General features: G+C 51.4%; 24 protein-coding genes. 8 read left to right on the top strand and 16 right to left on the bottom strand.

Translation table 11 applies throughout. The features are described 5' to 3' along the window. Positions 1 to 118: 118 nt before the first annotated feature. The gene (locus GKR98_14865; GenBank protein ID QMU59352.1) at positions 119 to 649 is read left to right on the top strand and encodes a CAP domain-containing protein; all 531 of its coding nucleotides are present in this window, start codon (positions 119 to 121) and stop codon (positions 647 to 649) included. On the opposite strand, the gene GKR98_14860 is transcribed toward GKR98_14865, so the two are convergent. The 7 genes from GKR98_14860 to GKR98_14830 form a co-directional block, all read right to left on the bottom strand. After that, a complete protein-coding gene (locus tag GKR98_14860) occupies positions 635 to 1,132 on the bottom strand; it encodes a L,D-transpeptidase family protein (GenBank protein ID QMU59351.1) in 498 nt (165 codons plus the stop codon). The genes GKR98_14865 and GKR98_14860 overlap by 15 nt on opposite strands. 53 nt (positions 1,133 to 1,185) lie before the next feature. Further along, the gene (locus tag GKR98_14855; protein ID QMU59350.1) at positions 1,186 to 2,409 is read right to left on the bottom strand and encodes a class I SAM-dependent RNA methyltransferase; all 1,224 of its coding nucleotides are present in this window, start codon (positions 2,407 to 2,409) and stop codon (positions 1,186 to 1,188) included. Then, positions 2,410 to 4,140 carry an ATP-binding cassette domain-containing protein gene (locus GKR98_14850; GenBank protein QMU59349.1) on the bottom strand — a complete coding sequence of 577 codons (1,731 nt, stop codon included), beginning with the start codon at positions 4,138 to 4,140 and terminating at the stop codon, positions 2,410 to 2,412. Between the two features lie 101 nt (positions 4,141 to 4,241). Beyond that, on the bottom strand, positions 4,242 to 6,089 hold the full coding sequence (locus GKR98_14845) for an ATP-binding cassette domain-containing protein (GenBank protein ID QMU59348.1): 1,848 nt from the start codon (positions 6,087 to 6,089) through the stop codon (positions 4,242 to 4,244). A gap of 163 nt (positions 6,090 to 6,252) precedes the next feature. Beyond that, positions 6,253 to 7,419 (bottom strand): CCA tRNA nucleotidyltransferase, encoded by a 1,167-nt coding sequence (locus GKR98_14840; protein QMU60121.1) that lies wholly within the window; start codon positions 7,417 to 7,419, stop codon positions 6,253 to 6,255. Then, positions 7,394 to 8,056, bottom strand: a complete 663-nt coding sequence (locus GKR98_14835) for a CoA pyrophosphatase (protein ID QMU59347.1) — start codon at positions 8,054 to 8,056, stop codon at positions 7,394 to 7,396. Before GKR98_14835 ends, GKR98_14840 begins: the two co-directional genes overlap by 26 nt. After that, entirely contained in the window at positions 8,007 to 8,993 is a 987-nt protein-coding gene (locus tag GKR98_14830; protein QMU59346.1) for an Hsp33 family molecular chaperone HslO, read from the bottom strand. The genes GKR98_14835 and GKR98_14830 overlap by 50 nt, the downstream gene beginning before the upstream one ends. Before the next feature lie 69 nt (positions 8,994 to 9,062). On the opposite strand from GKR98_14830, the gene GKR98_14825 reads away from it, so the two are divergent. Continuing rightward, positions 9,063 to 9,563: an NUDIX domain-containing protein gene (locus GKR98_14825; protein QMU59345.1), complete on the top strand. Its 501-nt coding sequence runs from the start codon at positions 9,063 to 9,065 to the stop codon at positions 9,561 to 9,563. A 30-nt stretch (positions 9,564 to 9,593) separates the two neighbouring features. On the opposite strand, the gene GKR98_14820 is transcribed toward GKR98_14825, so the two are convergent. Next, positions 9,594 to 10,945 (bottom strand): IS3 family transposase gene (locus tag GKR98_14820; protein ID QMU59344.1). Its coding sequence is split into 2 segments (ribosomal slippage): positions 9,594 to 10,609 and positions 10,609 to 10,945, totalling 1,353 coding nucleotides; the frame shifts between segments, so codons are not numbered across the junction. A 340-nt stretch (positions 10,946 to 11,285) separates the two neighbouring features. On the opposite strand from GKR98_14820, the gene GKR98_14815 reads away from it, so the two are divergent. Beyond that, positions 11,286 to 12,506, top strand: a complete 1,221-nt coding sequence (locus tag GKR98_14815) for an argininosuccinate synthase (protein QMU59343.1) — start codon at positions 11,286 to 11,288, stop codon at positions 12,504 to 12,506. Positions 12,507 to 12,508: 2 nt separating this feature from the next. Here GKR98_14815 and GKR98_14810 read toward each other — a convergent pair whose 3' ends face one another. Then, positions 12,509 to 13,216: an HAD family hydrolase gene (locus GKR98_14810; GenBank protein QMU59342.1), complete on the bottom strand. Its 708-nt coding sequence runs from the start codon at positions 13,214 to 13,216 to the stop codon at positions 12,509 to 12,511. A gap of 234 nt (positions 13,217 to 13,450) precedes the next feature. On the opposite strand from GKR98_14810, the gene msrA reads away from it, so the two are divergent. Beyond that, positions 13,451 to 14,122, top strand: coding sequence for a peptide-methionine (S)-S-oxide reductase MsrA (msrA, locus tag GKR98_14805; GenBank protein ID QMU59341.1), 672 nt, complete (start codon positions 13,451 to 13,453; stop codon positions 14,120 to 14,122). Here the strand turns inward: msrA and GKR98_14800 are convergent. Together GKR98_14800 and GKR98_14795 are read right to left on the bottom strand one after the other, a co-directional pair. Continuing rightward, positions 14,119 to 14,994, bottom strand: coding sequence for a ribokinase (locus tag GKR98_14800; GenBank protein QMU59340.1), 876 nt, complete (start codon positions 14,992 to 14,994; stop codon positions 14,119 to 14,121). The two genes, msrA and GKR98_14800, sit on opposite strands and share 4 nt — an antisense overlap. Further along, on the bottom strand, positions 14,994 to 17,249 hold the full coding sequence (locus GKR98_14795; protein ID QMU59339.1) for an NADP-dependent malic enzyme: 2,256 nt from the start codon (positions 17,247 to 17,249) through the stop codon (positions 14,994 to 14,996). The genes GKR98_14800 and GKR98_14795 overlap by 1 nt, the downstream gene beginning before the upstream one ends. Positions 17,250 to 17,403: 154 nt before the next feature. On the opposite strand from GKR98_14795, the gene mutS reads away from it, so the two are divergent. After that, positions 17,404 to 20,019, top strand: coding sequence for a DNA mismatch repair protein MutS (gene mutS / locus GKR98_14790; protein QMU60120.1), 2,616 nt, complete (start codon positions 17,404 to 17,406; stop codon positions 20,017 to 20,019). Between the two features lies 1 nt (position 20,020). Here mutS and grpE read toward each other — a convergent pair whose 3' ends face one another. Both grpE and hrcA read right to left on the bottom strand, forming a co-directional pair. Further along, entirely contained in the window at positions 20,021 to 20,578 is a 558-nt protein-coding gene (gene grpE, locus GKR98_14785) for a nucleotide exchange factor GrpE (protein QMU59338.1), read from the bottom strand. A gap of 2 nt (positions 20,579 to 20,580) precedes the next feature. Further along, positions 20,581 to 21,645 (bottom strand): heat-inducible transcriptional repressor HrcA, encoded by a 1,065-nt coding sequence (gene hrcA, locus GKR98_14780; protein QMU59337.1) that lies wholly within the window; start codon positions 21,643 to 21,645, stop codon positions 20,581 to 20,583. A 118-nt stretch (positions 21,646 to 21,763) separates the two neighbouring features. Here hrcA and GKR98_14775 point away from each other — a divergent pair, with 118 nt between their 5' ends. The 3 genes from GKR98_14775 to GKR98_14765 are packed head-to-tail and all read left to right on the top strand — an operon-like array spanning position 21,764 to position 24,214. Further along, a complete protein-coding gene (locus tag GKR98_14775; protein QMU59336.1) occupies positions 21,764 to 22,477 on the top strand; it encodes a ribonuclease PH in 714 nt (237 codons plus the stop codon). Beyond that, on the top strand, positions 22,474 to 23,085 hold the full coding sequence (gene rdgB / locus GKR98_14770) for an RdgB/HAM1 family non-canonical purine NTP pyrophosphatase (protein QMU59335.1): 612 nt from the start codon (positions 22,474 to 22,476) through the stop codon (positions 23,083 to 23,085). Before GKR98_14775 ends, rdgB begins: the two co-directional genes overlap by 4 nt. Next, a complete protein-coding gene (locus tag GKR98_14765) occupies positions 23,078 to 24,214 on the top strand; it encodes a coproporphyrinogen III oxidase (GenBank protein ID QMU60119.1) in 1,137 nt (378 codons plus the stop codon). The genes rdgB and GKR98_14765 overlap by 8 nt, the downstream gene beginning before the upstream one ends. Here GKR98_14765 and GKR98_14760 read toward each other — a convergent pair. Genes GKR98_14760 through rsmG form a run of 3 tightly spaced genes read right to left on the bottom strand, consistent with a single transcriptional unit; the run spans position 24,211 to position 26,548 of the window. Continuing rightward, entirely contained in the window at positions 24,211 to 25,122 is a 912-nt protein-coding gene (locus GKR98_14760) for a ParB/RepB/Spo0J family partition protein (protein ID QMU59334.1), read from the bottom strand. The two genes, GKR98_14765 and GKR98_14760, sit on opposite strands and share 4 nt — an antisense overlap. Before the next feature lie 9 nt (positions 25,123 to 25,131). Then, on the bottom strand, positions 25,132 to 25,941 hold the full coding sequence (locus GKR98_14755) for an AAA family ATPase (protein QMU60117.1): 810 nt from the start codon (positions 25,939 to 25,941) through the stop codon (positions 25,132 to 25,134). Then, entirely contained in the window at positions 25,934 to 26,548 is a 615-nt protein-coding gene (gene rsmG / locus GKR98_14750; GenBank protein QMU60118.1) for a 16S rRNA (guanine(527)-N(7))-methyltransferase RsmG, read from the bottom strand. Before rsmG ends, GKR98_14755 begins: the two co-directional genes overlap by 8 nt. Positions 26,549 to 26,555 lie beyond the last annotated feature (7 nt).

Genomic DNA, 26,555 nt, shown 5'->3' with positions numbered 1-26,555 from the left:
TGTCGGTGCCAAGCATCAATTCACAGCGGCGTCAGTTGGCAACTTTATGACCACTTCGATTTGAACACTGAACCAGTTGGTTGTAATGCGGTGCAAACACTACCGAGGCTAAGTTAATATGATCCGACGCGCACTGGCTTTGATAACCCTTGTTTTATTGGCCGCATGCGCCACACCACCCCCTCCATTAGGGCCCGATGGGAAGCCTCTCCCGCAGGTGTATCGTATCCAGGAAGGCGACCAAAGCCGGATACAATTCCGCATGCTGGATGGCGTTAACGCCCTTCGAAGTGCGGCAGGTGTGCAACAGGTTGCGTTCTCAGCCGAGCTCAATGCGGCAGCGGCGACTCACTCGCAAGATATGTCATTCCAAAATCGGCCTTGGCACTTTGGTTCGGACGGCTCTAATCCAATTGGCCGTGCAGCAACTTCTGGATATGTGGGGCGTTTGCTGGGCGAAAACATCTCGGAAACCTACGAAACCGAATTGGAAACACTTGCTGCATGGATGGAGCAACCCGAAACTCGCGGAGTTCTTTTGGATCCACGGGCAGGCGAACTGGGGTTTGCCTGGTTTCAAGAACCAAGCGGCAAGATTTGGTGGACTTTGGTATTGGGCGAGAATCAACCACTTCTACTTGTGAATTGATATTTCTGTTCCAGTCTTAACCATTGCATAGATTTCGTCCATCTCATCGTTGGTGACTGCAATGCAGCCCCAAGTCCAATCCTTGCGTAGAGCAGTATAAAGATTGCCCCGACCGTGAATGAATATGTCGCCGCCGGGCTCTTTTCCTAGGCGCTGAGCCTCTGCAATATCATGAGGGCGGGGGTAATCGATCCCAAGTGATAGATGGAAACTACTTCGGGGGTTTCGACGATCAATCACATAGCGCCCCTCCGGAGTCTTGCCGTCTCCCGCCATTCTTTTGTCCCCAACTGGCGCAAATCCAAGATCGACATCATAGGACTTCAACGCACGATTTCCGTGCAAAAGATACATCCGGCGGTCGTTTTTAAAAACAACTACCCGTGTTACGTCAGGTCCCCGATATGTCGGCAGTCGCGAGCCGCATGCCGATAATAGCAGTGACGTGAGCCCAAACATGGCGTTTCGTCTAGTTGATTTCATTTTCTGCCCGGCCGGTTTCGTTTCTTTTTAAACCAGATAACCAACTAAACGTATCACGTTGTCGCGCGCTCAAAAGCGCCAACCAGCTCAACATGTGCTGACCATCGAAACTGGTCCACAATGTCGACCCAAATAAGCCTGTAGCCCGATTTGGTTAAAATTGCGGCATCTCGTGCGAATGTCACTGGATTGCAGGAAACTGCTGCAATTCTGCCGATTCCAGAATTTGCCAATTGTTCTGCCTGACTTTGTACGCCCGCTCTTGGCGGGTCAATAACAACACCCTCAAACCGTTGGAGTTCGTCCGGCGTCAAGGGTCGGCGAAACAGATCACGCTTTTCAGTCGTCACCAATTTTGTCCTTGTCGAGTGCCTCCAACCTGCATCCAAGGCGTGTAGTGAAGCCGCATCACTTTCTACCGCATGAACATCCATCATCTGCGCAAGCGAAAGCGCAAATGTTCCGCAACCAGCGAACAAATCTGCGACAGATTTTGTTGGGCCCAACGCTTCCTCGACAGAAGAAATCAACGCCGCCTCGCCCTCGCTTGTTGCCTGCAAAAATGCACCGGGTGGAATCGGTACTGGCGAGGTGCCGATTTTCAATATAGGTTCACAACTCTGGGCAACAATCTCGTTATCCCAAGTAATTCTGGCCAGTCCGTTCTGCTCAGCAATTGCCGCAAGCTGCTGGCGGAGATCCATATCCAAGGACCGTCCGGTATGAACCGACAGGTCGATCCCACTTTCTGTATCAGTTACAGCCAGACGCAGTTCGCTCTTGCGGGTTGCGCCTATCCGGGTGATGTCTTTTAGGACTGGAAGCGCTCCGACTAACGAAGACGTCAGTATTCGGCAATCAGGGATTTCATGGATTATATCGCTGGCCGTGGCGTGAAATCCGACAGTTGCACTCTTTTTTGTTCGCCGACCGGATAACACTGCCCGCCGCCGGGAAGACAATGGAGAAGTCGAAATCTTCCGGATTGTTGACCGTAGGCCGTGAGACGCCAAAGCACGTTCCACGATGTCCGCTTTCCAAATGGATACGAAATCGTCAGAAGCGTGTTGTACTGCGCATCCGCCGCAAACCTTATAGTGTCGGCAAAGCGCGGAAACTCTGTGGTGTGACGGTTGCAGAATTTTTGGAGCCGACATTCGGTCGCCATTGATTTCGCCGGTGACTTGTTCTCCAGGCAAAACTCGTGGCGCATAAATCGGACCCGGCGCGATTCCGTCTCCTAAATGCCCGAGTCGTTCAATCGTAACAGTCGCCATCTATTCAGCCGCTTCTTGTACACCTAGAAAACCGCCTGATTGGCGCAGCCAAAATCGGGCATATAGTCCATTTTTGGCCAATAGCGATTGGTGCGTGCCTTCTTCAACCAACTGGCCCTCGTCCAAAACGACGATTCTGTCCATCCGGGCAATCGTCGACAAACGGTGTGTAATAGCCAAAACCGTTTTTCCCTCCATAACCGTGTTAAGAGCCGCCTGTATTGACGCTTCTACTTCGCTGTCCAAGGCGCTTGTCGCTTCGTCCAGCACAAGGATCGGAGCGTCCTTAAGGATGGCTCGAGCCAGCGCAATTCGCTGTTTTTGACCTCCTGACAATTTAACGCCTCGTTCGCCCAAATGCGCATCATATCCCGACCGCCCGCGATGATCTTGAAGGCCAAGAATAAATTCGTGGGCCTCTGCACGCTTTGCCGCGCTGATGATCTCGGCATTCGACGCTTCAGGATTACCGTAAAGAATGTTGTCCCTTGCCGATCTATTGAACATGGCCGTTTCCTGAGTAACCATGCCAATCTTGCGGCGCAGGCTTTCCTGTGTGACCAGCCCAACGTCTTGGTCCGCCACCAGGACACGGCCCCTCTCGGCATCATAAAGACGCAGTAAAAGAGCAACCAAAGTAGACTTTCCAGCACCCGACGAACCGACAATGCCCAGCTTTTCGCCTGATTTTATGGTCAGATCTATGTTCGCAACTCCACCTGTTTTTCGACCATATGCAAAAGTCACGTTAGAAAATGTGATTGACGGTTCACCCACGACTAAGCCTTCGGCATTTTCGCGATCCACCAAAGTATGAGGCAGCGTTAGTGTTCGCATGCCATCTTCGACTTCGCCGAGATTTCCGTAGATCATCATCAAGACATGGCTCACCCAGCCCGTCATTTGCGAAATTCGAATAGAGATCGCTCCTGCAGCAACAATATCGCCAGGTGAAGCAGACCCAAGTGTCCAAAAATAAAGCGAACCACCGATTAGAATGACCGGAACTGAACCAGCAACGGCCATTAGGCAAAACCGAAAAGCTGCGGCAATATAGCCATAATCTAACGCTTTAGAACGAAAATCGCGAACGGCATCTATCGCAGCACCTTCTTCAAAGTCGGCATGAGCAAATAACTTTACGGTCTTAATATTGGTAATCGTATCCACGATTTGCCCGGTCACCATGGCCCGAGAATTGGCCCGTACCTTTGAACGTAGCCGAATACGGGGCATGAACCACCGTACCAGAGCAAAATAGCCGATCAACCAAATGAACAGCGCTGTAGCCATCCAACCATTGATTGCCGTCAGCATCAGCGCCGATCCGATCAACGATGCAAGTGCGAAAAACATCACATTTGTGACTTCACCTGCCACGTCCGCCAACGCACGTGCCGTTTGCATCTGCTTCTGGGCAATGCGGCCAGCAAAATCCTCGTCAAAAAAAGTCACAGATTGACCAAGAGTCCACCGATGCAAGCGGGTCAGAACGAGTGGATTGACGTTTGGCAGAACGATCACGGAATTCGCAAGCGATGACAGACCAAACAAAATTGGCCTCGCGATCACAAAGAAAGCCAGCACACTGAGAACCACGAGCCAGTTCTGCGAAAAGAACGTGTCTGGATTTGAAGCCAAGGCGGTATCAATCACCAGACCCAAGAGAAGAGCAGTCAAAACTTCCAATGTTCCCGCGGCAGCCGAAAGAAACCCGGCCAACCAAAGCATTGGAAAGGAACCCTTAAGCGCCCATCCAAAAAATGCCGCCAGAGTTTGAGGCGGCGGCCCATCCGCGGGGCGGAATGCGTCGATTAAATCACCCGCCCTCTTCACTCCGCAGCCTCGATATTTGTATCTATGAACCCACCGGACTGCCGGTTCCAAAATCGCGCATACAATCCGTTTTGCGACAAAAGAGTATCGTGCGAGCCTTGCTCGACAATCCGCCCTTCTTCCAAAACCAGAATTCGATCCATGCGAGCAATGGTGGAAAGGCGATGCGCAATCGCAATTACTGTTTTGCCTTCCATCATCGAATACAATGTTTCCTGAATGACCGCCTCGATTTCGCTGTCCAGGGCGCTGGTTGCTTCATCCAACATCAATATCGGCGCGTTCTTCAAGATCACTCTTGCAAGGGTAATTCTTTGACGCTGTCCGCCGGACAACTTTACTCCGCGCTCACCGACTTGTGCCTCGTAGCCGGTTCGTCCGTCAGCGTCTTTTAGTCCCTCGATAAACTCATGTGCTTCGGCTCGACTAGCGGCCTCGATTACGTCTTTTTTGCTCGCGTCAGGACGTCCATACAAGATATTGTCATAAACCGAACGGTGAAGGAGAGAAGAGTCTTGCTGGACCATACCAATTTGGGCTCTCAATGAATCCTGGGTAACACTCGCAATGTCTTGGCCATCTATTTTGATGGCTCCAGTTTCGGCATCATAGAACCGCAGCAGAAGTTTAACCATTGTCGACTTCCCGGCGCCTGAGCGTCCGATCAGGCCAACTTTTTCCCCAGGCTCAATTCTTAGGTTTATCGAATCCAAGCCACCAACGGAGCGTCCGTAGTGATGAGACAAATTTTCAAGTTCAATTGCCCCCTTGCTCAGACGCAATGGCATGGCGTCGCTGCGATCAACCAAAGTGATTGGTTGAGCAATTGTTTCCATACCCTCTGCCACAATGCCCAGGTTACGAAAAAACGAAGACAATGCCCACATTATCCATCCAGTCATTGCATTTAGCCTGAGCACCAAAGTGGACGCTACAGCAACAACCCCGACCGAAGCCGCCTCAGTCGACCAAAGCCATATCGCCCACCCAACAACCGCGACGATAAGGAACCCATTAATCAGCGTCAGGAAAACGTCCATTATAGTGTAGAGTCTCATTTCGTACTGGAACGTCTTACGAGAGTTTTCAATTGCCTCACGTGCGTATTCTCGTTCGCCATCCGTGTGCGCAAACATCTTGACCGAGTGAATATTCGTGTAGGAATCCACTACTCGCCCAGTCACAACGCTTCTGGCATCAGATGCAGCTTTGCTTGCTGGGCCTATCTTGCGAACAACCCAACGCACCAACAGAGCATACAAAATCAGCCATGCGGCAAGCGGAAGCATGAGGCGCGGATCAGCACCCGACAGCAGAATAAATGCACCACCAATGTAGGCCACCGAATAAGCCAAAGCGTCAAACACCTGAAACACTGCTTCACCAGCTGCCGGCGGTGTTTGCATGATGCGGTTCGCGATACGGCCTGCAAAATCGTTTTCAAACCACCCAATCGACTGACGAAGAACATGGTTGTGCGCGCGCCATCGTATCAGCGTTCCGAGATTGGGCATAATCGTGTTGTTCAGAAATCCAACGTCGATGACCTGTATCAACGGGCGCAAGATTAATAAAAAAAGACCGATCAGCAGCATCTCGGTCCCATAAGAATCCCAAAAACTAGAGACTTCGGTGCTTGCCAAAACATCCACCAACCGACCGAGATAGGAAATCAACCAAACCTCTACGACGGCAACGAACATCGTCAGAAAACCGGTAATCGCAAACACCCTGCGAAAGGGTAAGCAATATTCCCAGATGAAGGGCCACAATTTACTCGGCGGACAGTCAGACTGGGGGTAGTCGCAATATGGGTCGACGAGGTTTTCGAAAAAGCGAAACATTGAAAAGCTCCGAGAGGAAGTTAGTCGGCAAAATGAAGCGGGGCAGGAAAACCGGCACCCATACAGGATCGAACCGGTCAGGCGGTTGGAATACAGATCCTGTAAATCATATTGCTATCTCCTTTTTCGGTAGCACCCTGCCTAGCTGATCGGCAGTTCAATGTCATCCCTCTTTGCGAACGGTTTCCAGAAGTTCAGCACGCGACATGGAAAAGTCGCTGTCGATCCAAGTATTTTCAAGTCTTCTCAATTCAGCCCCAAGCTGGCGGCCTTTGAACTTTGGCATCAAATCGTTAGCCGTCACTGGAAAGTGATAGTTTGCGGCAAGACTGATCTCTTCTGAGCTGCAATCGGGGATTTCTTGTCCGGATATTGCGTGCTTCAAGAGCAAAACACTCCAAGCGTTTTTCGCTCCCATTCTCCAAGACAGTTCCATGGTAGACCAACCCTTGGACAAAGCGCTCAGAAGTTGACCACGTAATTTTGATTCCGACCGTGATAGCCGGAGGCTTTTTTCGACATCCGTTCCGCCCAATGCCGTCAGTCGACGAATATGGTCAGGGGCAATATTCTTAGTTGCTTCTAGGTGGACCAGTGGGGCAATCCACATTGCGTCAGCTCCGGGAAGAACCGAGTGTAGAACTCCTGTTGAGTTCATGGCCGCCAACGCCGGAGCAGGGTCTGCCGCCGATAGGAGTTTGCGAAATTCTCCGCCAATTCGCTCTGCCGACAGGCCCGCCATTCCAATTAAATTGGAAGAAATGGCCGAAAGCGCATCGCTATCAAATCCAAGTGCCGGGTCTCCATACTCAGCGAAAAACCGAAAGAAGCGAAGACTTCGCAAGTAATCTTCGCGAATCCGTTGGTTCGGATCTCCGATAAGCCGGATACGACGGCTTAGAAGGTCGTCTAATCCTTCTAGCGGGTCCAGAACATGACCTTCCGCATCCGCGTAAATTGCGTTCATTGTTAGGTCCCGGCGGCTGGCATCTTTCTCCAGTTGATCTGTGAATGCGACAGCCGCGTGGCGGCCATCAGTTTCGATGTCTTCTCTAAATGTCGTGATCTCATAAGGTGTGTCGTTATGAACAACGGTAACCGTTCCGTGTTCAATGCCTGTTGGCAAGGCTTTCATCCCTGCTGAATGGGCAAGTTCCAGAACGGTTTCAGGCCGAGCAGAAGTCGCTATGTCGATGTCCGTCGTAGTCAGACCTAGAATGGTATTCCGAACACAACCACCAACCACCAACCCCTGGTGCCCGGCTTTAGAAAGCATCCGCAAAACACTTTGTGTCGATTCGGATCTAAGCCAATCCGCTTCTATCTGCATGCTCATTCATCCGGTCAGCTAACGCGTGCAACATACGCGCAGTTGCGCCCCAGATGTAATAGGGACCCCACGGCACCGTAAAGTAATGCCTTTGCTCGCCACGCCATCTGCGTGATTGAATACTGTATGCTGTCAGATCGAGAACGTGCCGAAAAGGAACTTCGAAGACTTCAGCTACCTCGTCCAGCGCAGGTGTTGGTCTGAAGTCGTTCGAGACTATTGCGACCACTGGCGTTGCTAAGAACCCGGTTACTGTTTCATGCGGCGGCAAGCAGCCAACGATTTCAGCGGAATCAGTTGGCAGCGCGATTTCTTCATTCGCCTCTCTCAATGCAGCCATTATTGGACCATCGTCACGCTCGTCAACTTTACCACCAGGAAAAGCAATCTGTCCCGGATGGTGCCTCAGTGTAGGGGCCCTTTTTGTTAGCAATAGCCTCGCACCGGACGGTCGAACGACAATTGGTACTAGAACCCCTGCTGCTCGCAATTCTTGACCTGCAGGGATTTGCGCCGTCGGGTTTAGATCAAAATCCGAGGACCGGTCGCCAGGAGCTGCAAGGGCCTTTGCAATCGACTGCCTAATATCAAAATTCACGTTTAGCCTCGAACCCAAGTGTCTTTGGGTCGAATTCATAGTGGGTTCCGCAGAACTGACAATTGGCGGTAACGATTCCACCTTTTGTTGTCATGTGGTTGATGTCACTTGCCGAGTAGATTGAAAGAGATTTACGAACACGGTCTGATGAACATGTGCAACCGAATCTAATCGTTTGCGCATCAAAAACACGAGGTCCGTCTTCATGAAATAATCGAACCAACAGTTCCGTTGGCTGCACATTTGGCCCAATCAATTCGATGTCTTCGGCCGTCGACAAAAGCACATTCACATGCTGCCAATTTTCAGCTTCAACTCCGACCAGGATGTCGTCTGCTTCCAATAATCCACCCTCACCGGATCCTCCTTCGCCGACGGTTCCGGTTGCCTTCGGCATCTGTTGAATCATAACACCGCCTGCTCTCCAGTTCATGGTTCCGCCAGGCTCCTGGGATTGGCCAAAACTCAGAGCGAAGCGCGTTGGAAGTTGTTCGGATTGAGCAAAATATGATTCGGCGCAGGCTGCCAAAGATCCACCAACCAGCGGCGTAATTCCTTGATAGGGTGTCATTCCCTCACCCTGGTCGATCAAAATAGCAAAGTATCCACTACCCACTTGCGAAAATGGATCTGCTTCGGTGTTCAATCGGTCCGCATCAAAGCTCGCGTAGGCTCGAATCTTAGCAGGCTCACCATCCTTCGAAGGACCATAATAGTCGGTCGCAATCAGTCGAGCTGGTCCGTCACCACGTATTTGGAGTGATAACTTCCACCGTAATTTAATGGATTGGCCGATTAGTGCTGTCAATAAAGTCGCCTCAGCGACTAGTGCCTCGATAATCTTGGGATAAGCGTGCTGAGACAATGCCTGCTGCAGCAAGCCATCCAATCGGGCGACGCGACCACGCGTATTGGTCCTATCAAGCTGGAATGGAAGGACAGTATCGTCCCAAGTGATATTTAATCCAGAATTCATGGGGTTTCCTTGCCAAGCGGGGCCGTGCATACCGCGTCTATATAGGGGGCTCAAGGACAGGACCAAGGGATGATCCCAGTAATTGGTGAATCCATACGTCGCAATCAAAGTTACAGAAGGCGACCCGGCGTGTATGCTGTTTTGGTTCGCAATAACTCTGTGTTACTGACTCATCAGGAAGTTCCCCGGCCTGAGTTCCAACTGCCGGGTGGCGGCGTCGACCCCGGTGAGCATGTATTGCCAGCACTTCATCGCGAAGTCCTAGAAGAAACAGGATGGGTAATCGATCGCCCGCGACGTTTAGGAGTCTATCGACGCTTCACGTTCATGCCCGAATACAACATTTGGGCAGAAAAAATCTGTCAGATCTACATGGCCAGACCTACGTTGCAGCTTGGACCTCCAACAGAAGATGGTCATACAGCAGTTTGGACTGATTATGCTCAGGCATTGAAGCTACTGCAGAATGACGGCGATCGTCGGTTTTTGGCTGGCCACTGTCTTAAGTGTCCTTTCGCCTTTCAACTGTCCGTCGTCAGGGTTTTTGGAACCAAGGGCGGCCTAGACTAAGAGAGAGTTTGGCTGATCTGGTTGGTTTGATTATGCGGCGTGCAGGCGGTGATGCAAGCGCCGCGCTTCGAGCGTCTTTCGTTTGATCCTTTCCCGTTGTCTTAGAATGGCTTTGTCACGCCCGAAGTAGACGTCGGCGGGTGTGACGTTGTTCAGGCTCTCGTGGTAGCGCTTGTGATTGTAGTGATCGACGAAGGCTTCGATCTGGGTTTCGAGGTCTCCCGGAAGGAAGTAGTTCTCCAATAGGATGCGGTTCTTCAGGGTTTGATGCCACCTCTCGATCTTGCCCTGTGTCTGGGGATGATATGGTGCGCCCCGAGAATGCTTCATGCCTTTGTCCTGCAGCCATTCAGCCAGATCGCCAGAGACGTAACTGGACCCGTTGTCGCTGAGGAGGCGGGGTTTGTGGATGACGTGAACCTGATCGCACCCTGATGCTTGTAGCGCCAAATCCAGGGTGTCCGTCACGTCCTCTGCCCGCATGTTCGTGCAGAGTTTCCACGAGATGATGTAGCGGCTGTAGTCGTCCAGGATTGTGCTGAGATAGAACCAGCCCCAGCCAAGCACTTTGAGATAGGTGAAGTCGGTTTGCCAAAGCTGGTTGATCGCAGTGGTCTTGTCTTTGAACTCGTTTGCCGCCTTGAGCACGATAAAGGCCGGGCTGGTGATCAGATCGTGGGCCTTCAGGGCCCGATAGACTGAAGATTCCGAGACGAAGTAGCGCTCCCGATCCGTGAACGTCACTGCCAGTTCGCGCGGCGACAGCTCCGTCTCCTGCAGCGCCAGCTTGACGACCTTGCGCCGGACTTCGTCGGGGATGCGGTTCCAGACATGTCTGGGCTTAGGCGCTTGATCCACAAGGCCAGCGTCGCCGCGCTGCCGATACCGATCATACCAACGGTAAAATGTGGTGCGGGGGATGCCCAGCTTTGCCAATGTTCGACGAGCAGACAAATGCGACCCCTCAACAAGCCGGATGATCTCCAACTTCTCAGATGCAGCATACCTCATTCTTGGTCGCCCCCACCGCCGGTCATGCTTTTTTTGAGAAGACGCAGTTCCAGTGTTTGCTCGGCAACGACCTCCTTCAGGTCTCGGGCTTCGCGGCGCAGGTCCTTGACTTCGTCGGTCGTAGCCGCACGCGCCGTATCTCCAGCAAGCCGCCGTTTGCCAGCTTCCATGAAGTCCTTGGACCATTTGTAGTAGATACCTTGAGATATTCCCTCACGACGGCACAACTCAGCAATGCTGTCTTCGCCACGCAAGCCATCCAGCACGATCCGGATCTTCTCTTCTGACGAATACTGTTTGCGCGTCGCGCGCTTGATCTCTTTGACGATCTTCTCGCCGGGGCTCCTGCGAGTTCCAGTTGTCTGTCTCATGTCCCACTCCTCAGTGGTTACGATGAGCCAACAAAACTCTCTTATCAAATTAACCTAATTGGACCCATAGGCGCTGACTTCAGACAGACCCATAGGCGCTGACTTCAGACAACTGACACAATCAACTCAATCGAAGACGATTCCGAAGCCTGCGAAGGTTTAGAAGACTGTCCTGAAGGCGAAGAGCTAGCCGGATTGACAGAATAACCCGACCCCCAAGCGAGGGCTATATTAGGGGCGGCATCCTGCCGCCCCTTTCTTTATTCATGTGATCGCTTGTCCCTTTTTCAAAAACACCGTAAATGCCGCTGGTCTTTGAAAGCGTCCGAAAGGGATTTTCATGTCTGCGCCCAAAAAAGTTGTACTCGCCTACTCCGGCGGCCTAGATACTTCGATTATCCTGAAGTGGCTGCAGACTGAGTATGGATGTGAAGTCGTTACGTTCACTGCCGATCTCGGCCAGGGCGAAGAACTTGAACCGGCGCGCAAGAAAGCCGAGCTTTTGGGCGTCAGCGAAGTATATATAGAAGACCTGCGCGAAGAGTTTGTGAGAGACTTTGTATTTCCGATGTTTCGCGCAAATGCTCTTTATGAAGGTCTTTACCTTCTGGGCACCTCTATCGCTCGACCGCTGATTTCGAAAAGGCTGGTTGAAATTGCTGCTGAAACAGGTGCGGATGCGGTTTCGCATGGCGCAACCGGCAAAGGCAACGACCAAGTTCGGTTCGAATTGGCTGCATATGCTTTAAACCCGGATATTAAGGTTATTGCGCCGTGGAGGATATGGGGCTTAAGCAGCCGAACAAAGTTGCTCGAGTTCGCCGAGCAAAACCAGATCCCGATCGCAAAAGACAAACGCGGCGAAGCTCCATTCAGCGTCGACGCAAACCTTTTGCACACATCGTCCGAAGGCAAGGTTCTCGAGGATCCCGCCGATGAGGCACCTGACTATGTGTATCAGCGAACGGTTCACCCCGAGGACGCTCCGGACCTGCCTGAATTCGTGGAGATTGGTTTCGAACGTGGCGATGCCGTTTCCGTCGGCGGAGTCGAAATGTCTCCGGCAACAATATTGACCGAGCTGAATAAGCTTGGGGGTGCGCACGGGATAGGGCGGTTGGATCTTGTTGAGGGCAGATTCGTCGGCATGAAGTCCCGGGGAATTTATGAAACTCCCGGCGGAACTATTCTGCTTGAGGCGCATCGCGGCATCGAGCAGATTACTTTGGATCGTGGCCAGTCTCATCTGAAAGACGAGCTGATGCCAAAGTACGCGGAACTAATCTACAACGGATTTTGGTTCAGTCCGGAACGCGAAATGCTTCAGGCTCTGATCGACAAGAGCCAAGAACACGTTACGGGAACAGTCCGGCTAAAACTTTACAAAGGCTCAGTACGCACTGTGGGACGTTGGTCTGATCACTCGCTGTATTCCGAAGCTCACGTGACTTTCGAAGAGGATGCCGGCGCGTATGATCAGAAAGATGCCGCCGGGTTTATTCAGCTGAATGCACTTCGCTTAAAGCTATTGGCCGCAAGAGACAAACGCCTGAGAGGCTAACTTCAATTGATTTTGAGTTTTCGCTCATACATTGAGTGATACCACGGCATCGCCGCATCAGCGAGATTCTGGGAATCGTTGTCCAACTTCGGCATGGGTCCTTCTGGGCCTGCAAAACCGGCTGATTTATGCACGGCACCGTACCAATGCGGCGCCCAAGTTCCATCTGACGCATGACCACCACGTGGCCAAGCCAGCATTGCCTCGTCAAATCTAAGCCCCACTTCCTGACAAATCCGCATTAAAGCAAGGCCCGGATTGTCGCGAATGTCGGCGCTGTCGACAATCAAACCGCCAACCAAATCAAAGATGGCGGCTTGCTGCTTAAAGCCGATGTCGTCTAATGTCGGAAACCCTCGCTTTACAGAGTAACTCGCAATCACTCGAGCAGGATGCCGAATGAGATGAATATTGGTACAGCTCTTTGACCAATCCAATGGAAAGGTCTCAATCATATGGTGTGCCATATGTTTCATGTAAAAATTTGGTTTGTTTTCGGGAATTGGTCCGATGCACCTATGAGCTACAATTCGAGGATCGGACTCCTCATTTTCGACTATTTCGTCCTGGAGGGGGTGTGGATCATTTGTGTTTGCAAGGTAGGCCGCATAAAACGGTTCATCCCAGACAGCAAAATCCGGTCTTGACCCAAACGCATACATCATAGCCGTTGAGAGATTTCGCGGTCCAGACCACATCGCTATCCGCATAGCCAATTCTCCGCCTGTCCTGACGTCTGACAATGAACAGACTTGCACGATAGATATCAAGACAGGTTTCGATCTATTTCCTCTACCATTCGCAGCATTTACTCTCGTGCCACTCTGGTTGACCGCCCAGTATCAATGAAACAACTTTCACACACGCGCGACCTCACGCGCCGTTGAATTGATTGTAACGCATGTTCTGCCGCAGATTACGGGTACCCAACAAAGGATCGCGTTATGACACTGACACTTCAACAGGCCAAAGCGCCGTTACTCGCACTTCTGATTCTGATGGGAGTGGCGCTTCAGTGTGGGTCAGCGAACGCGATGGAAACCCGCAAGGCTTACTTTGCTGGTGGGTGTTTCTGGTGTGTAGAGTCGGACTTTGAAAGCGTGCGCGGTGTGAGCGAAGTAGTTTCCGGATACACTGGCGGCCACGTCGAGAATCCTGGGTACAAGCAGGTAACGCGCGGCGGTACAGGTCACTTTGAAGCGGTTGAAATCGACTACGACCCTGAAATCGTATCGTATGCCGCGCTTCTTAATGCCTTCTTTCGGTCCGTTGATCCAACCGATGCTGGTGGACAGTTTTGCGATAGAGGTGATAGCTACCGCACAGCAATTTTCGTTACCAACGATGAAGAGCGCGCAGCTGCAGAAGCGGCAAAAGCTAGCGCCCAGCGCACACTAGGCCGTAAAATCGTAACTCCAATTCTTGACGCAGGTGCGTTTTACATAGCTGAAGCCAGGCATCAGGATTACTACAAAGGCACCAAAATCGTCCTAACTCGACGCGGGCCAAAAACCCAGGAAAGTGCGTACAAGTTCTATCGCAAGGGGTGCGGCCGAGATGCCAGGGTTAAGGAGTTATGGGGCAAGAAGGCCATCTTCGCAGATCAGCACAGCTAAGCTGAAAACGCTTGAACTTCTGAGTAGGTGGGGATTGCGTCCGCAGTCCCCCTTTTTGTAACCTTCAGAGCTGCAGCACGCGTGGCAGTCTCAATAGCCTGTTGGGGTTTTTGGCCAGCAGCCACCGAAGCGGCAAGATAACCTGCAAATGTATCGCCAGCACCGGTTGTATCAACCGCCCGCACCTTTATGCCCGGTGAAACAATTTCTTGCCTATCCGTCGTCTTCAACCACCGTGCTCCTCTCTCGCCGTGAGTGACAACAATATTGTCAATGGGAAGATCCATCAGGCTGCTTCCCGTAGCATCTGACAGCTGCTGGCTCTCAATTTCATTCATAAGCAATGCGTCTAAATAGGGAATGACTTGCTCGACTGCCTTCGCATCAAATGGAGCTGCAGAATAAAACACGCGCATACCCTTCTCAGCCGCTATTCTCGCCGATTCGGTTTGAAGGTTAGTTTCGTTTTGCATCAACAGAATGTCACCCGCGCGCGCTGATGCAATCGCTGCTTCAAATTGTCCGGTATTTAAACCAATATTTGCGCCAGGATATATAACGATCGAATTTTCACCTGATTGGTCGACATTGATTATTGCATGACCAGTCGGCTCATCCACTACGCGTAAAAAAGTGGTGTCGACGCCAAAGGATTGGAGTCGCTCAATTATCCAGTCTGAAGATGCTCCAATGCATCCAATGTGATAAACTTGTGCGCCCGCCTTGCTGGCTGCAACAGACTGATTTGCTCCCTTGCCTCCCAAGCCCCTATCATGATCCAAAGCAGCAAGAGTTTCACCTGGCGCTGGTAGGTGAGGAACCCGATAAAACAGGTCAATATTGATTGATCCAAGACACCAAATTTTCGCCATTAACCAACCTTACATGCTGCCAGGACGGCCATGTTCAAGATGTCGTTGACGTTACTTACGGTGGGCAAAACTTGGATAGGCTTGTCAACACCGGCCAAGATCGGCCCAATGACGGTTGCGCCCGCCATCTCTTGCATAAGTTTAACCGAAATTGATGCAGAATGTCGGGCCGGAACGACAAGGATGTTCGCCGGACCAGTGAGCCTAGAGAATGGGTATGCCGTTTGAGCCGACTCGTTAAGAGCTACGTCGACCGTCATCTCCCCTTCATATTCGAAATCCACATTCATGCCGTCCAGCACTTTTGGTGCCATGTGCATTTTTTCTGCTCGCTCACTAACCGGATACCCAAAAGTCGAGAAGCTAACAAATGCAACCCTTGGTTCCAGCCCCAGCCCGCGCGCCACCTTGGCGCTTTGTACCGCAATATGAGCCAAATCATTGTCGTCTGGCCACTCATGAACCAGTGTATCAGCAATCAATACAATCCGACCTCTATGAAGAAGCGCTGTCACGCCGACGGCGCCATCCTCGGCTTTTGCATCGAATACATGGTTTATCAGATTTAGGACATGTGCAGACTTTCGCGTTGCACCGGTGACCAACGCATCGCCATGGTCGTGAGCCAGCATAAGCGCGGCAAAAACATGCCGGTCTCTCGCTGCCATCCTGTGAATATCCGAAGTGTCAAATCCTTGTCGTTGAAGACGATTATAAAGAAAGTCTTTATAGACGTTCAAATGCTGCGTATTGGCGGCGTTTACCACTTCAATTTCTTGAACAGCTTCAGGCATTCCCTCTGCAGTCAGCCGCTGCTTAACATCAGCTTCGCGGCCAATCACTATTGCCTTGCCGAATCCGTTCCGTTGATAGCTGACGGCCGCTCTCAATACCCTACTGTCGTCACCCTCTGCGAAGATCATTCTCGACTGAGCTGCCCGCGCACGGGCGTTTATGGAACGCAATATGGATGCCGTAGGATCCATTCTCGATTTCAGCTGAAGCTCGTACCCAACCATATCAATGATGGGTCGACGGGCTGCGCCGGTGTCCATTCCCGCACGAGCAACCGCAGGTGGTACGCGATGAATTAGGCGTGGGTCGAATGGCGTCGGGATTATATAATCACGTCCGAATGTTAGCTTTCGACCGTATGCCATCGCGACTTCATCGGGCACATCTTCACGAGCAAGAGCGGCCAACGCTTCAGCACAAGCAATTTTCATTTCATCGTTGATGGCGCGAGCGTGGATATCCAACGCTCCCCGGAACAGATACGGAAAACCTAGCACGTTATTGACCTGATTAGGATAATCTGACCGCCCTGTAGCAACGATCGCATCCTCTCTTACAGCCTGCGCATCTTCTGGAGTAATTTCCGGATCTGGGTTTGCCATGGCGAAAATTACTGGGTTTGGAGCCATGCTTTCGACCATTTCTTGGGTGACGGCACCCTTCGCGGAAACCCCCAGAAATACATCCGCGCCATTCATTGCATCGGCCAAAGTGCGAAGGTCAGTTTCCACCGCGTGGGCTGACTTCCACTGATTCATTCCATCCTTGCGACCCTGATAAATGACGCCTTTTGTATCACAAGCAATGCAATTCTCGTGCCTGGCACCCATTCGCTTCAACAGCTCCACACAGGCTATGCCCGCAGCGCCAGCTCCATTCAGCACAATTTTGACGTCTTCAATATTTTTGCCCGAAATGTGCAGCGCGTTGATAAGTCCAGCGGCGCAGATAACCGCTGTTCCATGCTGATCATCATGAAATACCGGGATGTCCATTTCTTCTTTGAGACGTTGCTCGATAATGAAGCACTCGGGCGCTTTGATATCCTCGAGGTTCACTCCACCAAATGTCGGGCCCATTAGACGAACGGCATTACACAATGCGTCCACATCTTCGGTATCCAATTCGATGTCGATTGAGTTAACATCGGCAAATCTTTTGAATAAAACAGATTTGCCTTCCATTACCGGCTTCGAGCCGAGCGCTCCCAGATTTCCTAGTCCCAGAACCGCGGTGCCATTGGATATTACCGCCACCAAGTTGCCCTTGTTGGTGTAGTCGTAGGCCGTTTCGGGCTGCGCAGCGATTTCTTCACATGGAACAGCAACTCCAGGTGAATAAGCCAGTGACAAGTCGCGCTGCGTGTTCATTGGCACTGTAGCTTGAATTTCAAATTTCCCGGGCGACGGGTGCATATGAAAGTTCAGCGCATCTTCGCGAGTGAATTTCGTGTTTGCCATGTTTGCCCTCTCTGTCGGCCCGACTTTAAGGCGTCGCGCAACGAGGGCAAGCGATCGATTTCTGCTTTTACCCAACTGGACAGGTGGTTAGTTTTGTATCAGCCGTTTCTGGGGGGTATTCTTATTGACCGTTGCTAGTGCCGCCGTCACTCCGATGATGGCCCAATATCTTGAGATCAAAGCCGAGCATCCGAATGCACTGCTGTTTTATCGGATGGGTGATTTTTATGAGTTGTTTTTTAACGACGCGGATCAAGCTGCCGCAGCGCTGGATATTGCGCTGACCAAGCGCGGCAAACACCTGGGAAAAGACATCGCGATGTGTGGCGTGCCGGTACACTCCGCCGAGGGCTATTTGCAGACTCTCATACGAAAGGGCTTTCGAGTTGCCGTCTGCGAACAACTCGAAGATCCAATTGAGGCCAAGAAACGCGGCTCAAAATCCGTTGTCAAAAGAGGCGTTGTTCGACTGATCACGCCTGGAACGCTAACCGAAGATGCTTTGCTTGAAGCGCGCCGACACAATTATTTGGCGGCAATTAGTGAAATTAGAGGTGAGGCCGCAATAGCGTGGGTCGACATTTCCACTGGCGAACTTCGAGTGTTGGCGATTCCGACAGAGCGTTTTTCTTTCGAGATGGCAAGATTGCGCCCAAGCGAAGTCCTCGTTGCTGAATCCCCATCTGACGTTATTGCTGAATTAGTGACTGAATCTGGCGCATCCCTGACACCTCTATCCAGTGCCAGTTTCGATAGTCAGGCAGCAACGAATAGACTGAAATCGCATTTCGGCGTTGATACAATGGACGGCTTTGGAGCGTTTTCTCGAGCAGAAATTTCGGCTCTGGGCGCCATCGTCGACTACCTTGATCTGACGCAAAGAGGCAAACTACCTTTGCTCAGAGCACCAATTCGAGAAGTGTGTGGCGCTTCTATGCAAATTGATGCCGCAACACGTCGAAACCTAGAATTGGTCCAGTCTCTGAGCGGCGGAAAGTCGGGAACCTTGCTTTCGGTCATCGACAAAACGGTTACTGCCGGAGGTGGGCGCCTTCTAGAACGCCGACTTTCTTCACCGTCAGGAGATCTCAATGTCATTGTGTCAACTCAAGACGCGGTGGAATATTTTGTAAATGAACCCGAACTTAATAAGCTTCTAAGGCACGCCCTAAAAAGAGTCCCAGATATGGATCGAGCATTGTCTCGGTTAGCATTAGATCGCGGAGGTCCGCGTGACTTGGCGGCCATCAGAAACACCTTGGCTCAAGCTGGCGAGATCTATCAACATATTTCAGATAAAATGCCTGATTTAGTCACCGAATTGAGCCGGAAGTTAGTAGGATTTTCTGACCTCATAGAACTACTTTCAGGTACGATGGTTGAAGAGCCGCCAATTCTTGTCCGAGACGGTGGCTTTGTCGCCGCAAACTATAGCGAGGAACTCGACGAAGCACGTAGGCTGCGCGATGAAGGTCGAGGGGTAATTGCTGGATACCAAGCGGATTATGCTAACTATACCGGAATTCCCACACTGAAGATTAAGCACAATAACGTCCTAGGATATTTTGTCGAAACGACCGCCACTCACGCCGATAGGATGCTGTCCGAACCGTTATCCGAGAAATTTATTCACCGCCAAACAATTGCAAACGCAGTAAGATTTACGACCGTTGAACTTTCTTCGATCGAAACTAAAATCCACAATGCACGTGCTAGGGCGCTTGAACTTGAGAAAGCGGCATTTGAGGATCTTCGGTCCGAAGTTCTCAAATGCTCGATGACGTTAGGAAGCGCCGCAAATGCACTTGCAGAGTTTGACGTGCTTCTAGGTCACGCTGCAAATGCGCGCTCGCACGGCTGGTGCCGTCCAATTGTCGATCAAAGCCGAGCATTTGATATCACGGCTGGTCGGCATCCTGTCGTTGAAAATTCTCTTCAGGAAAATGGACAACCGTTTATCGCCAATGATTGCGATCTCGGCGGCTCAGAAAACGGTTCAATCTGGTTGCTGACCGGCCCCAATATGGCAGGCAAGTCAACTTTCCTGCGCCAGAATGCCCTGATCGCAATATTGGCTCAGATGGGCGGCTTCGTGCCCGCACTAGCGGCTCATATTGGACTAGTTACTCATTTGTTTAGCCGCGTTGGTGCCTCAGACGATTTGGCGCGCGGCAGATCGACGTTTATGGTCGAAATGGTTGAAACAGCAACGATTTTGAACCAAGCCGACGATCGGTCGCTGGTCATCTTAGACGAAATTGGCCGTGGAACGGCCACCTATGACGGGCTTTCGATTGCTTGGGCCGCATTAGAGCATCTTCACGATGCAAACCAATGCCGCGCGCTTTTCGCAACCCACTACCACGAGATGACCCAACTGGATGGCCGCCTATCCGGGGTTCAAAATGCAACCGTCGCCGTCAAGGAGTGGGAGGGCGATGTTGTATTTTTGCACGAAGTTCGCAAGGGCGCCGCAGATCGAAGTTACGGCGTTCAGGTTGCAAAACTCGCTGGCTTACCGTTGGTTGTTATCGAGCGCGCAAAAGTCATCCTCGAAGCTCTTGAGAAGGGTGAACGCGAAGGAAGTACCCGTCAAAAGACCCTAATTGATGACTTGCCCTTGTTCGCCGCTATTCCAGTAACTCCGGCGATCCAATCAAAGTCATCAATAATTGAGGCCAAGTTGGCGGAGATCTATCCAGATAACCTGACTCCCCGACAAGCCTTGCAAATACTTTACGAGTTGAAAGAGAGCCTGAAGTCGCCCTAAATTACTTCGCTGTATTGGAGCTGACACCGACTTTTGCGGGACGCAACAATCTGTCGTGCAGCATGAAGCCGTCACCGCTAACCTGAATGATCTCGCCGGCCTTGGTTCCAGGAAGTGGCGCCTCGAACATGGCTTCGTGACTTTTCGGGTCAAACCGATCACCAATTTCTGGAGAAATGGGATATATCCCGTGTTTTTTGAATACGCTGAGAAGTTCGCGCATCGTAAGCTCCACGCCCTCAATAACAGCTGCGTTGGCTTTGCGGTTCTCTTGCGGAATGGCTTCAATAGCCCGTTTCATGTTGTCAAATACTGGCAACAGGTCGCGAGCAAGACGGGAACCACCATACTGCTCTGCCTCGCGGCGGTCACGCTCAGAACGTTTGCGTGAATTCTCCGCATCGGCAAGTGCCCGCATGAACTTATCTCTGAAGACGTCACGCTCTGCCTCAAGTTCAGCAAAGCGTTCATCATCATCCGGAACCTCCAACGCTTCCGGGCTACCGATATCTATCAGATCTTCATCCGCCATGGGTTTCTTTTCTTCTTGGTCGCTCATTATTACCCTCGATCAGAAATCAGCCGCCCAACCAGCTGTGCAGTATAGTCAACGATCGGCACAATTCGTCCGTAGTTCAGGCGTGTTGGCCCGATCACTCCGACAGCACCGATAATCTTTCGATCCGAGTTCATATAGGGAGATACGACCAAAGAGGAACCAGAAAGTGAAAAAAGCTTGTTCTCTGAGCCAATAAAAATGCGCACACCGTCGCCCTCTTCCGCAAGTTCGAGGAAATCCGCTATGTCTCGTTTGCGTTCAAGGTCATCGAACAGGCTTCTAATGAGCTCGAGCTCTTCTTTCTCCTCGTTTCCGTCAAGCAGATTTGCGCGACCACGGACAATTAGGCGCTCATATGAACCGCCCTCACTCTCCCAAAATGCTTCTCCGTTTTCGACTAGGTGTTGCGCCAATTTGTCCAGTTCTTGCCGGCGCACGGCAATTTCTTTCGAAATGACCTTTCCAAGCTCAGATAGAGTCTTGCCCTCAACTATTGAATTCAAAAAGTTCGTTGCTTCACGCATTGAGCTCGGAGTTTGACCAGCAGGTGGAGTAAATACACGGTTTTCAACATGTCCGTCCGCAAACACCAGGACGACCAGAGCCCTTTCGTGACCAAGACTCACAAACTCAATGTGCTTGATTGGTGCTTCATGTTTTGGCGACAATACAAGGCTTGCCCCTTGCGTGGCTCCTGAAAGTGCTGATCCTACACGGTCCAACAGGCTGCCAACATCTGAATCGCCCGCGTCAAGAGAGCCGTCGATGACCTCGCGGTCTGCGTCAGCCAGATCCCTTACTTCGAGCAGGCCGTCTACAAACATGCGCAAACCCTGTTGCGTCGGAATTCGCCCTGCCGAAATATGAGGAGAGTTTAGAAGACCCATATACTCGAGATCCTGCATTACATTCCGAACGGTGGCGGCGCTTACTTTTTCGGACATGTCGCGGGTTAGGGTTCTAGAGCCGATTGGCCCACCCGTTTGAAGATACCCCTCGACAACACGGCGAAAAACTTCGCGTGATCTATGGTTCATTTCCTCAAGAAGTTGTGCGGCGTCACTCATTAGCGTCTCGCTCAGCGTTGGCGGTTCAATAAAAAGCATCAATGCGCACACGTCAATCGGGGTTGATGGGTTTGTTCGCGGCGACTATCAACCGCGAACAAACCGAAAAGGAAAGTGTATGCGCCCCTCAGGACGTTCCAACAACGAGATGCGGCCAATTTCAATTGAAACGGATGTCACACGACATGCCGAGGGGTCCTGTATGATCCGGTGTGGCGACACTCATGTGCTGTGTACTGCCTCAATCGATGAACGCGTTCCGCCATGGATTAAGAACTCCGGACTTGGCTGGGTGACGGCGGAGTACGGCATGCTGCCGCGCGCCACACACACACGAAGCAATCGCGAAGCTAAACGCGGCCAATCTGGAAGAACACAAGAAATTCAAAGGCTTATTGGCCGATCGCTCCGAGCGTGCATTGATCGTCCAGCTTTGGGCGAGAGACAGATTTTGATTGATTGCGATGTCATTCAAGCCGACGGGGGTACGCGTTGCGCGTCGATTACTGGTGGTTGGGTTGCATTGCGGCTGGCTGTAAACAAACTCCTGAAGTCGGGCGCCATTTCAAGCGACCCCATAGTTGATCACGTGGCTGCTGTTTCTTGTGGGATATACGCTGGGCAGTCTGTTCTGGATCTTGACTATCCTGAAGACAGCGAAGCCGGTGTTGATGGCAATTTCGTACTGACGGGCTCTGGCCAATTGATTGAGGTTCAAATGTCAGCTGAGGGCTCAACGTTTTCACGCGATCAGATGTCTGAACTTCTAGACCTAGCGACATTTGGCTCAAAGGAATTGGCCTCAGCACAAACATCCGCAATTTCGTCATGAGGCGGTTCGTCGAGCCACAGATTGTTGTTGCTACCCACAATGAGGGAAAGCTCGCTGAGATTAGGGAGCTCCTCAGGGAAAATGCGATTGGTGTGGTCGGCGCTGCGGAGCTGGAGTTACCGGAACCGGATGAGACCGGGTCAACCTTCATTGAGAATGCCAGAATCAAGGCACACGCAGCTGCGTTAGCAACCGGACTGCCAGCACTTGCTGACGATTCCGGCATCGAGATTGATGCGCTTGCTGGTGCACCAGGGGTCTATACTGCCGATTGGGCCGAGACCCCGAATGGACGGGACTTCAAAATGGCGATGGCACGAACTCACCAAGAGCTGGAAGCAATTAGTGCTGCCAAGCCGCGAACAGCTCGTTTTTGCTGTACCTTTGTGTTGGCATGGCCGGATGGTCACGATGAAGTTTTTGAAGGAAATATGGAGGGGGCTGTGGTTTGGCCTATGCGGGGGGAGCAAGGTCACGGATACGACCCAATATTTCAACCTTCGGGCTACGACCTAACCTTTGGCGAAATGGATCGGGATACCAAGAACAACATTAGCCATCGGGCCGACGCGTACCGAAAGCTTAGGGTTGTGTTTGGTGATACCTGATCACAAGGGGTTTGGGCTGTATGTCCACTGGCCATTTTGTCAAGCGAAGTGTCCCTATTGTGACTTCAACAGTCACGTTACTTCCAAAGTTAACCACCTAAGATGGTCAAATGCTTTTGTTAGCGAAATTGAGCGGCTGGGGTCGGAGACGCAGGGACGCGTTTTAGACAGTATATTTTTTGGTGGCGGAACCCCCAGCTTGATGTCGCCCGAGACGGTGGATTCAATTCTTTCTGCTGCATTTGCGCAGTGGAATAAGTCAAACAGCATCGAGATCACACTAGAGGCGAACCCAACTTCCGTTGAAGTCGGCAAGTTTAGAGACTTTAAATCAGCCGGAATAAACCGGGTCTCGGTTGGATTGCAGGCACTTAACGACGGTGACTTGAGACTGTTGGGGCGGCTGCATTCGGCGGAGGAAGGTCGTCGAGCCTTTGACGTCGCTCAAAAAGTTTTCAGTAGAGCCTCTTTTGATCTGATTTATGCACGCCAAAATCAATCTGTTCCGACTTGGAAAGAGGAACTGGCGAAAGCAATTGCAATGGGTGCTTCGCACATGTCTCTTTATCAACTTACAATTGAAACTGGCACGATGTTTGGTGACCGCCACGCTCGCGGGCGCTTGCCAGGCATCCCAAACGATGACTTATCTGCCGCGATGTTTGATCTCACACAAGAGCTTACAACTGCGGCCGGTTTACCGCCCTATGAGATATCAAACCACGCGACTCCTGGTGAAGAATCCGTTCATAACCTAAATTATTGGCGCAGCGGTGATTGGGTTGGAGTCGGTCCTGGCGCTCATGGCCGACTTACTATTGCTGGCAGAAGAAACGCTACAAGTTGTCCAGACTCACCTACAAAATGGCTTACAAGCGTTGAGAAGGGTTCCGGTGAGCACTCACGAGAACTCTTAAGCAAAGTTGAAGAGCACACCGAAGGAGTCATGATGGGTCTTCGAAAGAGCGAAGGCATTTCTCTAGATCAAATTGGCACAGATTTGGAGAAAATCAGTTATATTAATGGATTAACAGATTATCCATTGTTGGAGATAGCGGAGGCCCGTATCCGTTTGACTCCAGCCGGCCGCCCACTACTCAATTCTGTGCTGCGTGAGCTATTAGCCTAGACCTTCCCAGCACCGGAAGTGACCGAGAGTCTTCTGCAAATTTCGTCTAATTCGTCCAAATTCTTATATTTGATGGACAGTGAGCCGCTTTCTGCGCCTACCTGGTGACTGATTGCTACTCTCATTCCCAGCGCTGCAGCCAAATCCGCCTCTATGGCTTTGGTGTCTGCATCCTTCGCCGGCGCCGTATTGGTATTTGTAGGCTTTGTTGTGTCGGCGTTTTTTACCAAGCTTTCTGTCTGCCGGACGGAAAGCCCTTTTTTAGTGACGATAAGCGCCAACCTCAAAGGGTCGCTCGCTGTAATAAGGGCTCTGGCGTGACCGGCTGCCAAGCGGCCGTCCTGCAACATTTCGAGCACTTGCTCAGGTAGCGTTAATAGCCGCATCAGATTTGCAATGTGACTACGGCTTTTGCCCATAGCTTCTGAGAGCTTCTCTTGAGTGTGCCCAAAGCGATCCATCAGCTGACGATAACCAGCGGCTTCCTCTACTGGATTCAGATCAGCGCGCTGTATATTCTCTATTATTGCGATTTCGAGCACTTCTATGTCGTCAAGCTCGCGAATGATGGCAGGCACTTTGTGTATCTGTGCTTGCTGCGCAGCGCGCCAGCGGCGCTCTCCGGCAACTATCTCAAATTTGCCGGTATTGTCGGGACCTTTCCGCAAGATGAGCGGCTGGATGATACCCTTTTCGCGAACGGATGCTGTCAGCTCCTTCAGCGCATTTTCTGCGAAAGCCCTACGAGGTTGGTTTGGGTTCGGCACAATCTGATCCAGAGGAACAAGTGTCTCAGCCTTGGGTCCTGATGGACTAGTTGAGCTAGGCTCATTGGCTGAGTTAACGTCAGCCATTAGCGCTGATAGCCCACGACCAAGCCCACGCCGTTCTGATTTTGCCTGTGCCATCGTTTTACCTTATAGTGTGGATTCGATGTAAGAGCCTACCACTTCTTGTGCCAAAGATCGATAGGCTTCGGCCCCTTTCGAGGTGGAATCATAGGCGATCACTGGCATGGAAAATGATGGCGCTTCGGATACTCTTACGTTGCGGGGAATCTTTGTTTTAAAAACAAGCTCTCCAAGCGCATCCCTTGCATCCGCCTCAACTTGCAAGCTGAGATTATTTCGCGAGTCAAACATTGTAAGCACGACACCTTCGACTCGCAGCCCCGGGTTCGCGCTTTGACGCACCTCACGAACAGACAGCATAAGCTGAGAAAGCCCCTCGAGAGCAAAAAATTCGCTTTGGAGTGGTATCAAGACGGAGTGTGCGGCAATCATTGCGTTGACGGTTAGCAAACTAAGGGACGGAGGACAGTCGATCAGGATATAGTCAAGCTGATATGCATCCATGCCGGGTTGGCGAAGAACGTCGTGAAGAACGAAGCTTCGTTTCTCCACTGCCATCATTTCAATATCCGCTGAGCTGAGATCAACAGTTGCCGGAGCAATCACCATACCTTCGATATCTGTTTTCTGGATAACATCTTCCAGCTCAGCTTCATCCAGAAGTAGATCATATGTGGTGAATTCTCTGGCACTTGTTTCAATTCCAAGACCTGTTGATGCGTTGCCCTGAGGATCCAAGTCAACTATCAGAACTCTCAGGCCTATCTCTGCCAGAGCAGCACCAAGATTTATCGTCGTGGTTGTTTTTCCCACTCCGCCCTTTTGGTTAGTAATCGCAATAATCTTTGGTCCGCTTGGGCGAGACGGGTCAGACAGCACTCAAATCTCCAATCTTCAGAATCGATGCGTTTGGCTCGGTCGAGCTGCTATATGAATGCTCGCTAAAAGACCACAACTTGCGAGCCTCGCTCAGCTCTGCTTCCGACTTTTCCCCTTTATGCAGCAGCGCAGCTCCACCAACAACTAGGTGTCGATGCGCATAGCCCAAAAGTAAAGGAAGCGGTGCCAAAGCGCGAGCGGATACTACTTGTGCGGATACAGGCGCAACTTCCTCAATGCGATCCGTAATCACCTCTACGGGAACACCCGCCTCTCTTGAGGCCGCTCTTAAAAATGCCGCCTTACGTTTGTCTGACTCGATTAGCGTGAATTGTGTTTCTGGCCGCATTTCGAACGATATGATCGCCACAACCAACCCAGGCAATCCACCTCCGCTTCCAAGATCGCACCACCTGCTCGCCTGCCGCGGCGCAAGCTCAAGCAGCTGTGCTGAATCTTGGATATGTCTGGTCCATACATTTTCCACAGAGCTTGAAGAAATGAGGTTTATTTTGGTCGTCCATTTCTTCAATAAAGAAACATAGCAATCCAGCCGCTCGAATGTTTCACGTGAAACATCTAAGTGGGAAAGGGCTGATTTCATCTCTGAA

The sequence above is a fragment of the Boseongicola sp. genome (genome assembly GCA_014075275.1).
Lineage (GTDB): Bacteria > Pseudomonadota > Alphaproteobacteria > Rhodobacterales > Rhodobacteraceae.
Note: the sequence above shows the minus strand (reverse complement) of the source record. Positions and strands in the feature narration are given on the sequence as shown.